Consider the following 12277-nt stretch of genomic DNA (forward strand, 5'->3'; position numbering starts at 1 on the left):
TCGGCACGGGGGGGGTCATCACCGCGGGCGGCGGGGCGGGGCTCTGGGAACGCACCGCCCCGACCGACACGGTGCTCGCGGCTCAGACCGCCGGGGCGCCTGAGATCGCTACTGCCCCATCGCCTTCCGCCGTTCCTCGTCGGTGAAACCCGTACGGTAGGACGGCCTGCCCGCTCGCCCCGCGCTGATCAGGCCCGCGCTCGCCTTGAACGCCGAGCGGTTGTTGCCGTAGTCGTGCTTGTCGAAGGTCATCGCGAATTGGCCGGCCATGCCCATCCGCGCTCCGACCGCGACGGCGTCGATGTCGGCGCCGAGGAAGATGAACTCCCAGCCGTAGACGTCGCGCTGCTGGGTGATCAGCTCCCTGACGGCCTCCCAGGTCCAGCGCAGGCTGGCGTTCTCCATGCCGTCGGTCATGATCAGACAGATCACCTGCCCGGGCCGCTGCTCTTCGGGAAGAGCCGAAAGCTGATCACCCACGTCGGTGATCAGCCGGCCGACCGAGTCGAGCAGGGCGGTCCGGCCGCGCGGCGCCAGGGTGAACTCCGGCACCGCGGCGATGTCGGTCGGCGGGTAGAGCACCTCGTACTCGTTGTCGAACTGGGCCAGGGTCACCTGGCACTGCCCGGGGTTGGCGCGCTGCTCGGCGATGAGCTCGCGCCAGCCGTCCTCGGTGGCGGCCACCGAGGTCTCCATCGAGCCGGAGCGGTCGAGCAGAGCGGCGATCAGGGTCTTGCTGGAATCGGTCAAGGGTCACCTTTCACATAGCCGGCGGAGGCCACTCGACACCAAATCCATCGGCCCCCGACCATTGACAAGCGGCCGTCTCGAGGCCCGCTTCTGATACCTCAATTATAGCCTTTTATCTGCGGTTTTGCCCTCTCCGGAGGGCTTTTTCACGTAGGGTGAAAACATGGCTCGACTGCCTCCGGGGCCACCGCTTCCGGCGGCCCTGCAGACCGCTCTGATGTTGCGCTGGTGGTCGGCTTTCGCGATCGCCTGCCGGCGCCGCTACGGCGAGGTGTTCACCGTCCGTCTGGCCGGATACGGCGCCGGGGTGTACCTGTCCAACCCGGAGCACATCAAGACCGTCTTCGCCGGTGATCCCCGGACCTACCATGCCGGCGAAGCCAATTCGGTGCTGAAGGGGATCCTGGGCCCCAGTTCGGTGCTGGTGATCGACGAGGACGTGCACCGTGATCGGCGGCGGCTGATGCTGGCTCCGTTCCACCGCGACGCGGTGGCCCGACAAGCCGATCTGATCGCCGAGATCGCCGCGGCCAACATCGCCGGCTGGCCGGTGGGCGCCGAGTTCGCGGTCGCGCCCAAGATGTCCGAGATCACCCTGGAGGTGATCCTGCGGAGCGCCATCGGCGCCAGCGACCCGCGGCGGCTGGCGGCACTGCGGGCGTTGATGCCGCGGCTGCTGACGCTCGGCTATGTCGACACCATCGCCATCGCCCGGCCGGGCCTGCAGCGGCGGTGGCCGTGGCGCGGGCTGGGCCGGCGCGTCGCCGAAGCCGATGAACTGCTCTACGCCGAGATCGCCGAGCGGCGCGCCGACCCGGATCTGGCCGCGCGCACCGACGCGCTGTCGATGCTGGTGCGCGCCGGCGACGAGGACGGTCGCCGGATGACCGACGCCGAACTGCGCGACCAACTGATGACGCTGCTGCTGGCCGGCCACGACACCACCGCGACCGCGCTGTCCTGGACGCTGGAGCGGCTGACCCGCCACCCCGAGGTGCTGGCCCGCGCGGTGGCCGCCGCCGAGTCCGGCGACGAGGAGTACCTCGACGCGGTGGCCCGCGAGACACTGCGGATCCGGCCGGTGGTGTTCGACGTCGGACGGGTGCTCAAGGAACCGGTGGAGATCGCCGGGTACCGGCTGCCCGCCGGGGTGACGGTGATCCCGGCGATCGGGCTGGTGCACGCCGACGCCGCGGTGTACGACGACCCCGGGCAGTTCCGCCCGGAGCGCATGCTCGCCGGCGGCGGGCATGCGCTGACTCCCACCACCTGGCTGCCGTTCGGCGGCGGGAACCGCCGCTGCCTGGGGGCCAACCTGGCGCTGGCCGAGATGCGGATCGTGCTGGGCGAGGTGCTGCGCCGCGTCGAGTTGTCCCCCACGACCGCCCCCGGCGAGCGGCCCCGGGTCAGCGGGGTGATCCAGCAGCCGCATCGCGGTGCGCGCATCCGGGTGCGGTCGCGCGTCCCGGCCCCGACACTCAGGGCTGCGCCCAGCCGCGGCACTGCCGGGTGAACGGGTCGCACATCACCGGGCCGTTGGTCCACCCGCCGTAGTAACCCGGGGTGTTCCAGGTCTCCATCAGCTGTCCGTTCCACGGCGCCGGCCGGCAACCGCTCTGATTGAGCACGCCGACGCAGACCGGATCCGCAAGCGCCGCCGGGGCCGTGCCCAACGCGGACGCGGCCGCGGCGATCGCGCACATCAGACGAAATCCCATGACAAACCTCCCCTTGTCCGATCGGAGCCCTGACGCTAGCCGGGAGGGCCGACAGAACCGGCGGGTCGCCTCCGACTCGCGCTCAGCCCAGCCCCGCGTCCGCCTCCGCCGCGAGTTCGTCCCGCCGCGCGCGCGCCGCCCGGTCGGCGGCCCTGGCCGGGGCGACGATGAACGGGACCGCGATCAGCCCGATGATCCCGAAAATCCAGCCACCCAGCGTCGTGTCGTCGCCGCCCAGCAGGGGGCCGGCCAGTGTCGGCCCGAGCGCCAGGCCCACCGAGGACAAACCCAGCAGGAACGCCACCAGCCGGCCGGAGTTGCGGTCAAGATCGGCCGCGACCGACATCCCCAGCGGCAGCACCACCCAGTAGCCGAGGTTCACCGCGAGGTTGCCGCCGATGTAGGCCATCGGGGTGCGCACCATGGTCACCACCATCAGGCCGATGGCGCACAGCACCAGCCCGGCCGCACCCAGCGCCGCACGGCCGACTCTGGGGCCCAGCAGCCACGGCGCCATGGTGCCCAGCAGACCGATCAATTGCGACGTGCCCAGGAAGGTCGCCGTCGTCTGCGCCGACAACCCCGACCCGGTTCCGATCTCCTCGGCGAAGGTCCACAGTCCCGCCAGTGCCAACTCTGACAGCGCAACCGCCGCACCCAGCATCAGCGGCAGCACGCTGAACAACTTCAGTTGCGGTGCCGCCCGGCGCACCTCGGCCTCGACGGCTGGGTCGGCGGCTGCCAGCGCCTCGGCAGCCGCCGCGCGTTCAGCGCCGATCGCCCGGGTGTCGGGCAGCTTCCACCAGATCAGCGCCAGACACAGCAGCTGTACGGCGACCATCGCCGCGTAGGGCAGCACGATCGGATACATCTGGCGCAGAAGGGGATTGGTGCTCATCATCACGAACACGAACACCATGTACCAGGCTGACAGCAACCCGAACGCGCGTTCGCTGTTGTTGGCGAAGGACAGTGCCGCGTTGCCGGCCACGTCGGTCAGACCGCACCCCAGACCGAGTGCCACCATGCCGGCGAACAGCGACCAGAACCCGTCGTCGCTGACCTCGCTGATGTAGAGCAGCGAACCCGCGGAGATGATGATGCCGACGGTGGCGACTACCTTGAGGTTGCGCTTGCCGATGGAGTGGGCCAGGCCGAACTGCACAATGGCCATCGCCCCCAGCGCTCCGGTCACCAACACCCCGGCCAGCGCGCTGCTCAGGCCGAAGCCCCGGTGGAACGACGTGGCGTAGAGAGGACTGAGCAGGTCGGCCATCACCCCGGCCACCCCGGCGGCGATGCCGCCGGTCAGCAGGCCCCGCGGCTCTCCCACAACCGAGCTCCTCCCGTGGAAAGCCTCACGGTATCGGATACGCGTGGCTAGCCTCGAGCAATGTCGACAGCCGAGCACCACCTGGAATCCGGCGGGCGGTCCGTCGCCGAGTTGACTCCCGACGACCATGAACTCCAGCGCTATCTGCTGGATCTGTCCCTGCAGCCGCTGGACCGCTTCGACGGGTTCTCCCACATCGAGCAGTACCTGTTGTCCGCGCTGCGCTATCAGCTCAACTACATCTGCTACGCGCTGGCGATGGCGCAGTACAACTACACCCCGGCGTTCACCGGCTACCTGACCGAGGCGCAGTCCAACACCATCGAGAAGATGCGCGACAAGCGGGTGTGGGGCTACTGGGCGCACGAGTGCCTGGTGGGCTACCAGCGTTGGGATCCCGATCCGATCAAGTTCGCCAACGTGATGTACACCGGGTTCCTCGGGGTGATGATCGGCTTGTTCGAGACCCTCAACGACCGCCGCTTCTCCGAACCCGGCGCGCTGAGCCTGCGCTGGAACGACGACACCGAGTACGTCTACGAGTTCTCCTCGCTGTGCGAGGCGATCGTGCACAACATGGAGATCAGCAGTCAGGGCCCGCTCTACCCCTGCGAGCCGCGGCTGATCTACCCGATGTGCAACGCCTTCTCGCTGTCGGCGCTGCTGATTCACGACCGCCTGCACGGCACCGACTTCGGCGCCGACCGCGTCGACCAGATGGCGCAGGCCTACCGCACGCACAAGTACCTGCGCCCCGACAACCGGTTCATGGCCGCCCGCGGGCCGCTGAAGTTCTTCATGGGACCGTCGGTGGGCAACGACGGGGTGATGTCGTTCTGGCTGCATTTCGCCATGCCCGAGCAGGCGAGGAAAACCTGGGAGAACCTGCGGGAGAACCTGGTTCGCATCTCCGGCGACGACGTGACGATGGACGCCACGAGCTGGGAGATGCTCGACCCGGGCAACTACAGCCGCGGCACCGGCATGAGCCGGGTGTCGGTGATGGCCGCCGCCAAGGAGCACGGCGACGACGAACTGGCCGACGCGCTCGAACGCTCCCTGGACAAGCGCTACCAGGTGGTGCGCCAGAACGGGGCCCGGGCCTACACCGGAATCTCCAGCTGGGGCAATGCCGGACACGTGCTGGCCCGGTTCACCACAGAGAACGCGATGGCCGACCTGCTCTCAGGCGAGATCCCGCCGGAGTGGACGACCGGGCCGGTCCTGTCCCAGGCCGGCTACCCCGACGTGCTGGTCAGCCGCGCGGTCACCGACGGGCGTGCCCTGGATCTGGTGCTGCGGCCCGGAAACGGCGGCGGCCGAACGGTTCTCGGCCTGGAGCGGCTGGCCCCGCGGCACGACTACATCGTGACCGGCGGGACGGACGGCAGCGTCATCGCCGACGACGACGGCCGGGCATCGGTGACCGTCGACCTCGACGACCGCCGCGAGGTCTTCCTGCGACCGGCCGCCCCGTAGAGCAGCACCAGCGCGCCGAGCACCGCGATCGCCGGCCCGATGTTGTGGAACACCATGTCGGCGGCGAGGCTCTCGATCTCGATCACCCGGAAGACGTGCATGTCGAGCACACCGGTCTCGAAGACCACCGCCCCGACGACGATCAGAACCGCGCCCGCGCCGCGGGGGCCGGAGAGCGACCGGCCCAGTGAACGGCTCACAGCCACCGCACCGAGGATCAGCGCCAGATAGCAGAGCCCGCGCAGCAGCCAGGCCCAGACCGGTCCGGTGTTCTCCACCGCACCCGTCAGCGCCAGCAGCGGGATTCCGAGCATGCAGACGGCGACCGCGAGGGCGCCGCAGCGCAGGAGCCGGTGCGGCGGGGCCGCACAGTCGGCGTCGCAATGCCCGGCCGTCTCCGGCGCGGCCTGCCCGACCGCAGGGCGCCAGGCCACGGGGGCGAACACCACCGGCGCGGGACCACCGCCCAGACCGACGAGGCGGCGCACCCGTCCGGTGAGCGTGAGGATCAGCAATCCCACCAGGCAACAGATCATCGGCACCCATGATCGCGCGCCGGCAACCGGGACGAATCCCGATTCCGCAATTCCGGGCGGCTTCTGGTGACAGGATGCCAGTGTCAGATGCGGTGCTCGACCCCGGCGCAACGAGGGAGGACAGGTGGCGGACAGCCCCGAGAACAAGCCTGTGGCGGCCAAGAAGACACCGGTCAAGAAAGCCACGGCTAAGACCGCGCCGGCCAAGAAGCCCGTTGCGAAGAAGGCGCCGGCCAAGAAGGCGCCGGCCAAGAAGGCGCCCGCCAAGAGGGCGGCGGCGAAGAAACTGCGCGGCGACGAGACGGTCAAGGAGGCCCGGCGGCTGGGCGGCTGGGACTTCGCCACCTGGCGGATGGCCACCGACGACCCGGTGATGCGCTCGACCATCCTCGGCGTGCTGGTGATGGACAGCAGTCCGGACTGGGACAAGCTGACCGACCGCTACGAACGGGCCACCCGGATCGCTCCGGTGCTGCGTTCGGTCGTGGTGGAGGGCCCCACCGGCCTGGAGACCCCGCGGGTCGTGGTCGACGCCAACTTCGACCTGTCATTTCACATGCGCCGGTTCCGGATGCCGGAGGGCTCCACCTGGCAGGACGTCCTGGAGGAGGCCCGCCGGCAGTCGATGGCCGATTTCGACAAGGACCGGCCGCTGTGGCGGGCGACCCTGCTCGAGGGCCTGCCGGGCGGCAAGTCGGTGCTGGTTCAGAAACTGCACCATGCGATCGCCGACGGACAGGGCGCGGTTCAGCTGGGCCTGGCACTGCTGGACTTCAGCCCCGAGAGTCCCGACCTCGGTCCGATGCCCGCGGCCCCGGACCCCGTCCTGCTGGACACCAAGGGCTTCATGCAGGCGGTGATCCGCAACAACGTCGGTTGGGTGGCGCGCACCGCCGAGGACGCCATCAAGGGCTTCGGGCCGCTGGCCGCGGCCGCACTGCGCCACCCGCGCACGCTGTTCAACAAGATCCGCGACACCGCCGGTTCGGTGGTTCGCTTCACCAAGGTCAACGTCGAGCCGCTGTCGCCGATCCTCAAGGGGCGCAGCATCAACTACCACTTCGACACCATCGACATGGACTTTGAACAGTTCAAGGCCGCGGCGAAGAGACGCAACCGGACCATCAACGACCTGTTCCTGGCCGCCATCAGCGTCGGGATGCACGACTACCACGAGAAGATGGGCCAGCCCGTCGACGAGTTGCGGATGAACATGCCGATCTCGCTGCGCACCTCCGCCGAGGAGAGCAACGCGGTGACCATCGCCCGCTTCGAGATCCCGGTCAGCAACGCCATCGACGACATCCTCGAGGTGGCCGCCAACACGGTGCGGGCCTGGCGGGCCGAGCCGGCCCTGAAGCTGGCCGACTACCTGGCCGAGCTGAGCCGCTTCCTGCCGCCGGAACTGGTGTCGGCGGCCGCGCAGACCTCGGACCTGACCGCCTCCAACGTGCCGGGCGTGCCGGTGCCGGTGTGGCTGGCCGGGGCGCGGGTGATCCGGATGTACCCGCTGGTCGGCACCATCGGCGCGGCGATCAACGTCACCATGCTGACCTACACCGGGACGGCGAGTGTGGGCGTCAGTTCCGACGACGCCGCCGTCGGCGGCGACCGGGAGCCGCTGCTGGAGAGCCTGCGGCTGGGCTTCCGCGAGGTGATCGGCGAGTCCGCGCTGATCGGCGACCCGATCAGCGGGGGCTAGCGGCGCGCCGTCAGGGCGCCCCCATCGCCTGGTCGAGTTCGTCGGCGAGCTGTTCGGAGCTGGCCACCGGCGAGTGCAGCTGCTTCTCGACGATGTTCATCGCCAGCCGCGCGTACACCCACTGGCTGGTGGTGGTCAGCTGACTGCGGCTGTGCGAGGTGAAGGTCAGGATCCAGCTGAACAGCGTGCTGAGCCGGTTCTTGAACCCGACCAGATACAGCAGATGCAGGAAAAGCCAAGCGAGCCAGGCGATGTAGCCGCCGAACTCCAGCTTGCCGATCTTGGCCACCGCGTGGTGGCGGGAGATCGTGGCCATGCTGCCCTTGTCCCAGTAGCTGAACGGCTCGCGGAAATCCGGGTTGTCCCGGCCCTTGAGATCGTTCTTGATGATCTTGGTGACGTACTGCGCGCCCTGGATCGCGCCCTGCGCCACGCCCGGCACGTTGGGCACCGCCGCCATGTCGCCGACGACGAACACGTTCGGGTGGCCTTTGACCGACAGGTCCGGTTCGACGACGACCCGCCCGGACCGGTCGACCTCGGTGCCCTCGGCCTGCTCGGCGATGACCGCTCCCAGTGGGCTGGCCTGTACCCCGGCCGCCCACACCTTGCAGGCGCACTCCACCCGGCGCTCCTCGCCGGTCTCCTTGTCCTTGACCACGACGCCCATGTAGTCGACGTCGGTCACCGTCGAGTTGCCGCATACTTCGACGCCCATCTTCTCCAGCCGCGCCTGGGCCTTGCGGCCGAGGTTCTCCCCCATCGGCGAGAGGATGAAGGGCGAGCCGTCGAACAGCAGCACCCGGCACTCGGCCGGGTCGATGGTGCGAAACGCCCCGGGCAGGGTGCGCTGGGCGAGTTCGACGATCTGGCCGGCCAGTTCCACGCCGGTCGGGCCGCCGCCGACGACGACGAAGGTCAGCCGGCGGGTGCGCTCCTCGGGGTCGGTGGTGACCTCGGCCGCCTCGAAGGCGCCCAGGATGCGCCCGCGCAGTTCCAGCGCGTCGTCGATGGTCTTCATACCGGGGGCGAAGGTGGCGAAGTGGTCGTTGCCGAAGTAGTTCTGCTGCGCGCCGGCGGCCACCACCAGGTAGTCGAAGGGCAGCACCGTTTCCATCGTCCCCAACCGGGACACCACGATGCGCTCGTTCAGGTCGATGGTGTCGACGTCGCCCAGCAGCACCTGGCAGTTCTTGACGCGCTTGAGGACCAGCCGGGTGGTCGGCGCGATGTCGCCGGCCGACAGGATGCCGGTGGCCAGTTGGTAGAGCAGCGGCTGGAACAGGTGGCTGGTCGTCTTGGCCACCAGCGTGACGTCGACGTCGGAGCGCCTCAGGGCTTTCGCCGCGGTGAGGCCGCCGAATCCGGAGCCGATGACGACGACCCGCGGCCGGCGGGCGGGGATAGCGGGACTGGCCATGCTGATTCCTCTGGTCTGGGGCGGAACAGGCGTCCGAGCCTCAGGTTAGACCCCCGGCAGCGGATTCCGGATCGACTTGGGTGAACATTTGCTGGCCTACGCAGAGTGAACCGACACTCCGTCGGAGTAGGTCGCCAGCACGGGGATCTCCCGCACCGCGTCCGGGTCGGCCTCGTGGGCCAGCGGGTCTCCGCCGAGCAGGACGAAGTCGGCCGCCTTGCCGGCGGCCAGCGAGCCGACCACCTCGTCGGCGTGGCACATCCAGGCCGCGTCGATGGTGCTGCCCCTGATCGCCTGGGCCACGCTGACCCGTTCGGCGGCGTTGAGCACCTCGCCCCCGTCGGCCATGGTGCGGGCGGCGGCGGTGGCGACGTAGTTCAGCGGGCCGATCGGCGACACCGAGAAGTCGCAGTGGAAACTGGCGCGCAGACCCGCCTTGACCACCGAGGCGTACCGGTCGAGCAGGTCGGCGCGCTCAGGCCCGAGAATGTCGTCGCGCATCACCCGGCCCCACAGCCGGACGTGGTTCATCAGGAAACTCGGCGTCACCCCCAGCGATGCCATGGTGGCGATGTGCTCGTCGTGCAGCAGCGAGCAGTGCTCGATGCGATGCCGGTTCGCCGCGTTCCAGGACGGCAGCGTGGCCACCGAGGAGAACGCCGCGGTCACCATGTCCAGTGCCGCATCTCCGTTGGCGTGCACCATGATCGGCCAGCCGGCGGTCAGGGTCTTAGCGAAGTTCGCCGTCAGCTGCTCGGGGGTGAAGTTGGCCATGCCGCGGGTGTCGCGGCCCAGATAGTTCTGCCGCATGTAGCCGGTGTAGCCCTGGTTGGATCCGTCGGACACCCACTTGACGGTCTGGCTGCGCAGCCGGTCGTCCCCGGAGCCGGGCACCAGGCCCGCGGCGACGAAGTCGCCGAGGTGCTCGCCCCACAGCGACAGCGAGCCGCGCACCGGGAAGCCCGGCTGGGCGAAGGTCTGGTGCAGCAGGTCGACCTCGGCCACCCCGGCGATGGCCCCCGTCGCGGCCTCGTGGACGTAGGTCACCCCCTGCTTGGCCGCCATGCCGGCGATTCCGGTGATGGCCTTGGCCATCACCTCCGGGGTGAGCTTGGGCAGGACCTTGATGAAGCTGAGCATCGCGGCGTTCTCGGCGACGATGCCGGTGAGTTTCCCGTTGCGCGCGCCGTAGTCCCCGCCCGGCGGGTTGGGGGTCGCCGCGGTGATCCCCGCCGCGGCGTAGGCGGCGGAGTTGACGTAGAAGAAGTGCTGGGAGGCGTTCATCACCACGATCGGCGCCGTCGCGGAGATCCCGTCGAGCAGGTCGGCGGTCAGGTCGGGCTGGCCGGGCAGCAGACTGGGGTCGTAGAGCTGACCGACGACGGCCTGTCCGGCCGGCGTCCTGGCCGCGGCGGCTTTCAGCGCCGCCAGCACCGAGTCGAGGCTCTTGTTGGTGTACGGCGAACAGTCCACCCCGCTGAAGACCAGCGCCGAGGAAACCAGGTGCAGGTGCGGCTCGACCAGGCCGGGCAGGATCGTGCCTGCCGAGTGCTCCAGGGTCTTGGTGGCGGGGCCCACGAAGCTCTCCAGGTCGGCGCGCGAGCCGACGGCCAGGATGCGCCCGCCCGCGATCGCCATCGCCTCGGCCCGGGGCCGGTTGTCGTCGAGGGTGATCAGCGAGCCGGTGACGAGAAGCTCTGCTTTGCCGCCGGTTTCGCGCCGACGCGGCCGGGCGGCCCGGTCGGCGGGGGCGACGCCGCCCAGCGAGACCCTCGCGGCGTTGACGGGGTGTGGCTGGCAGCATCCTGCGGCGTCGTCGGTCATCACGGCCTTTCCGTTGCGGTTGTCTGCGAGGGTATATGGGGTTTAGCCGACCCGACCGATGGGAATGCCCGCACCATGAACACCACGACGCGTATGTTCGCCCGGGTGATCGGCCCCTACCTTCTTGTGGTGCCGATCACCGCCGCGGTGCGTGCACCGGACATGCAGAAGCTGCTCTCGGACGTCGAGGCGAGCCCGGTCTGGCCCTGGTTCGGCGGGGCGATCACCGTGCTGCTCGGCCTGATCGTCGTCGGGCTGCACCCCTACTGGACCAACCCGCCGGCGGTGATCATCTCGGCGCTGGGCTGGCTGATGGTCGCGCGCGGCATCCTGCTGCTGGCCTTCCCCGCGGCTCTGATGTCGGCGGCGAACGCGGTCATCGGGACCGGCGCGATATGGCGCGTCGCCTACGCGATCCTGGCTCTGCTGGGCCTGTATCTCACGGTTGTGGGATGGCGCCCGGGCGGTGCGGAGGTTCGCAGCGGACGGGTGATCGACGCGGACGCGGCTTCGCGGTTCGTCTGAGGGCTACCCGGCGACCTACCCGGAGACCTACCCGGAGACCTACCCGGAGACGTTGCGTCGCTGCCCGTCGACGGAGCGGATCTCTCGCATGAGCTGGGCTCCCTCGACGCCGTAGATCCCGCGGTCGTCGCCACTCAGCGCCCAGTTGTGCTGCTGGTCGGCGCGGGCACAGATGGCCGCGCACCACTGCGCGTAGAGCTCCCGCCGCCGCCGGTCCTGCCGGACGACCGCCCGCGCGAGGTAGAACAGCCCGACCAGCACGAGCCCGGCCACGATCCACCAGATGAACTTCACGACCAGCCACAGCAGCAGCAGGATCACGAAGCCCGCTGCGGCGCCGTCGTCGGACGACTTCTTTCTCTTCCCCATCCCCCGGCAGCCCTCCCGTCTCGGATGAGCGCACGCTAGCGGCGGGGTACGACATATCGGCCGGGCCCGAGACGCCACCCGGGGGAACGTCCACTCGAGGGCGCCGGGTCAGACCCGCAACCTCGCCAGCAACGATTCCGTCAACCAGATCGCGTGCTCTAGGCTTCTACCGCAACGCAGAGCAAACGGATCGGGGAGGACAATGGCCGGCTGGGTCCGATGGTCCTGGGGCGTGAGCGCGGCCGTGTGGGTCGGCTTCGCAGTTGCCGCGGGTGTCGCGCCGGCGGCAGCGGCCGCCCCGGCCGATCCGGCGGTGAACGCCGACCCGGCAGCCTCGGCGGCAACGGCCGAGCAGGCACCGCGGACCGCACGGACCGGAACAGAGCAGCGCGCCCTGCCGCGTCGGGCGGCCTCCAACCGGCGGGCCCGTGCCGCCGCGCCCGCCGGTCCGGCCGCGGTCGCCGCGGTCGATCCCATCCCCCCGCCGCCCGCCGACCGGGGGGGCGGCCGGGGGGGGGGGGGGCGGGGGGGGCGCGGGGGCGGGCCGGGGGGGCCGGGGCGGCGGGCCCGCCGGGGGGGGGGGGGCGGGCGGGGGCGGGGGGGGGGGGGGGGGGCCGGGCG

Annotated in this window: 11 protein-coding genes; 4 read left to right on the plus strand and 7 right to left on the minus strand. The window is 70.2% G+C overall.

Annotated features, from left to right (window positions below; translation table 11 throughout):
• Window positions 1-108 precede the first annotated feature (108 nt).
• Window positions 109-750, minus strand: a complete 642-nt coding sequence (locus ACKOQ4_RS05295; RefSeq protein ID WP_526289552.1) for a vWA domain-containing protein — start codon at window positions 748-750, stop codon at window positions 109-111.
• A 163-nt stretch (window positions 751-913) separates the two neighbouring features.
• Between ACKOQ4_RS05295 and ACKOQ4_RS05300 the strand changes: the two genes are divergently transcribed.
• A complete protein-coding gene (locus tag ACKOQ4_RS05300) occupies window positions 914-2263 on the plus strand; it encodes a cytochrome P450 (RefSeq protein ID WP_526289554.1) in 1350 nt (449 codons plus the stop codon).
• Here the strand turns inward: ACKOQ4_RS05300 and ACKOQ4_RS05305 are convergent.
• Window positions 2229-2468: a hypothetical protein gene (locus tag ACKOQ4_RS05305; RefSeq protein WP_526289556.1), complete on the minus strand. Its 240-nt coding sequence runs from the start codon at window positions 2466-2468 to the stop codon at window positions 2229-2231. The genes ACKOQ4_RS05300 and ACKOQ4_RS05305 overlap by 35 nt on opposite strands.
• Window positions 2469-2550: 82 nt before the next feature.
• Window positions 2551-3801, minus strand: coding sequence for an MFS transporter (locus tag ACKOQ4_RS05310; RefSeq protein ID WP_526289558.1), 1251 nt, complete (start codon window positions 3799-3801; stop codon window positions 2551-2553).
• Window positions 3802-3861: 60 nt separating this feature from the next.
• Between ACKOQ4_RS05310 and ACKOQ4_RS05315 the strand changes: the two genes are divergently transcribed.
• Window positions 3862-5280, plus strand: coding sequence for a linalool dehydratase/isomerase domain-containing protein (locus ACKOQ4_RS05315; protein ID WP_526289560.1), 1419 nt, complete (start codon window positions 3862-3864; stop codon window positions 5278-5280).
• Here the strand turns inward: ACKOQ4_RS05315 and ACKOQ4_RS05320 are convergent.
• Window positions 5163-5801 carry a hypothetical protein gene (locus ACKOQ4_RS05320; RefSeq protein ID WP_526289562.1) on the minus strand — a complete coding sequence of 213 codons (639 nt, stop codon included), beginning with the start codon at window positions 5799-5801 and terminating at the stop codon, window positions 5163-5165. The genes ACKOQ4_RS05315 and ACKOQ4_RS05320 overlap by 118 nt on opposite strands.
• A 139-nt stretch (window positions 5802-5940) precedes the next feature.
• On the opposite strand from ACKOQ4_RS05320, the gene ACKOQ4_RS05325 reads away from it, so the two are divergent.
• Window positions 5941-7518, plus strand: coding sequence for a wax ester/triacylglycerol synthase domain-containing protein (locus tag ACKOQ4_RS05325; RefSeq protein ID WP_526289564.1), 1578 nt, complete (start codon window positions 5941-5943; stop codon window positions 7516-7518).
• A gap of 10 nt (window positions 7519-7528) precedes the next feature.
• Here the strand turns inward: ACKOQ4_RS05325 and ACKOQ4_RS05330 are convergent, their stop codons facing one another.
• Window positions 7529-8938, minus strand: a complete 1410-nt coding sequence (locus ACKOQ4_RS05330; protein WP_526289566.1) for an NAD(P)/FAD-dependent oxidoreductase — start codon at window positions 8936-8938, stop codon at window positions 7529-7531.
• A 96-nt stretch (window positions 8939-9034) separates the two neighbouring features.
• Window positions 9035-10762: an amidohydrolase gene (locus ACKOQ4_RS05335; RefSeq protein ID WP_526289568.1), complete on the minus strand. Its 1728-nt coding sequence runs from the start codon at window positions 10760-10762 to the stop codon at window positions 9035-9037.
• Window positions 10763-10837: 75 nt separating this feature from the next.
• Here ACKOQ4_RS05335 and ACKOQ4_RS05340 point away from each other — a divergent pair, with 75 nt between their 5' ends.
• Window positions 10838-11287 (plus strand): hypothetical protein, encoded by a 450-nt coding sequence (locus ACKOQ4_RS05340; RefSeq protein WP_526289570.1) that lies wholly within the window; start codon window positions 10838-10840, stop codon window positions 11285-11287.
• Between the two features lie 39 nt (window positions 11288-11326).
• On the opposite strand, the gene ACKOQ4_RS05345 is transcribed toward ACKOQ4_RS05340, so the two are convergent.
• Window positions 11327-11656, minus strand: a complete 330-nt coding sequence (locus ACKOQ4_RS05345) for a hypothetical protein (protein WP_526289572.1) — start codon at window positions 11654-11656, stop codon at window positions 11327-11329.
• Window positions 11657-12277 lie beyond the last annotated feature (621 nt).

The organism is Mycobacterium sp. (assembly GCF_046095365.1).
GTDB lineage: Bacteria > Actinomycetota > Actinomycetes > Mycobacteriales > Mycobacteriaceae > Mycobacterium.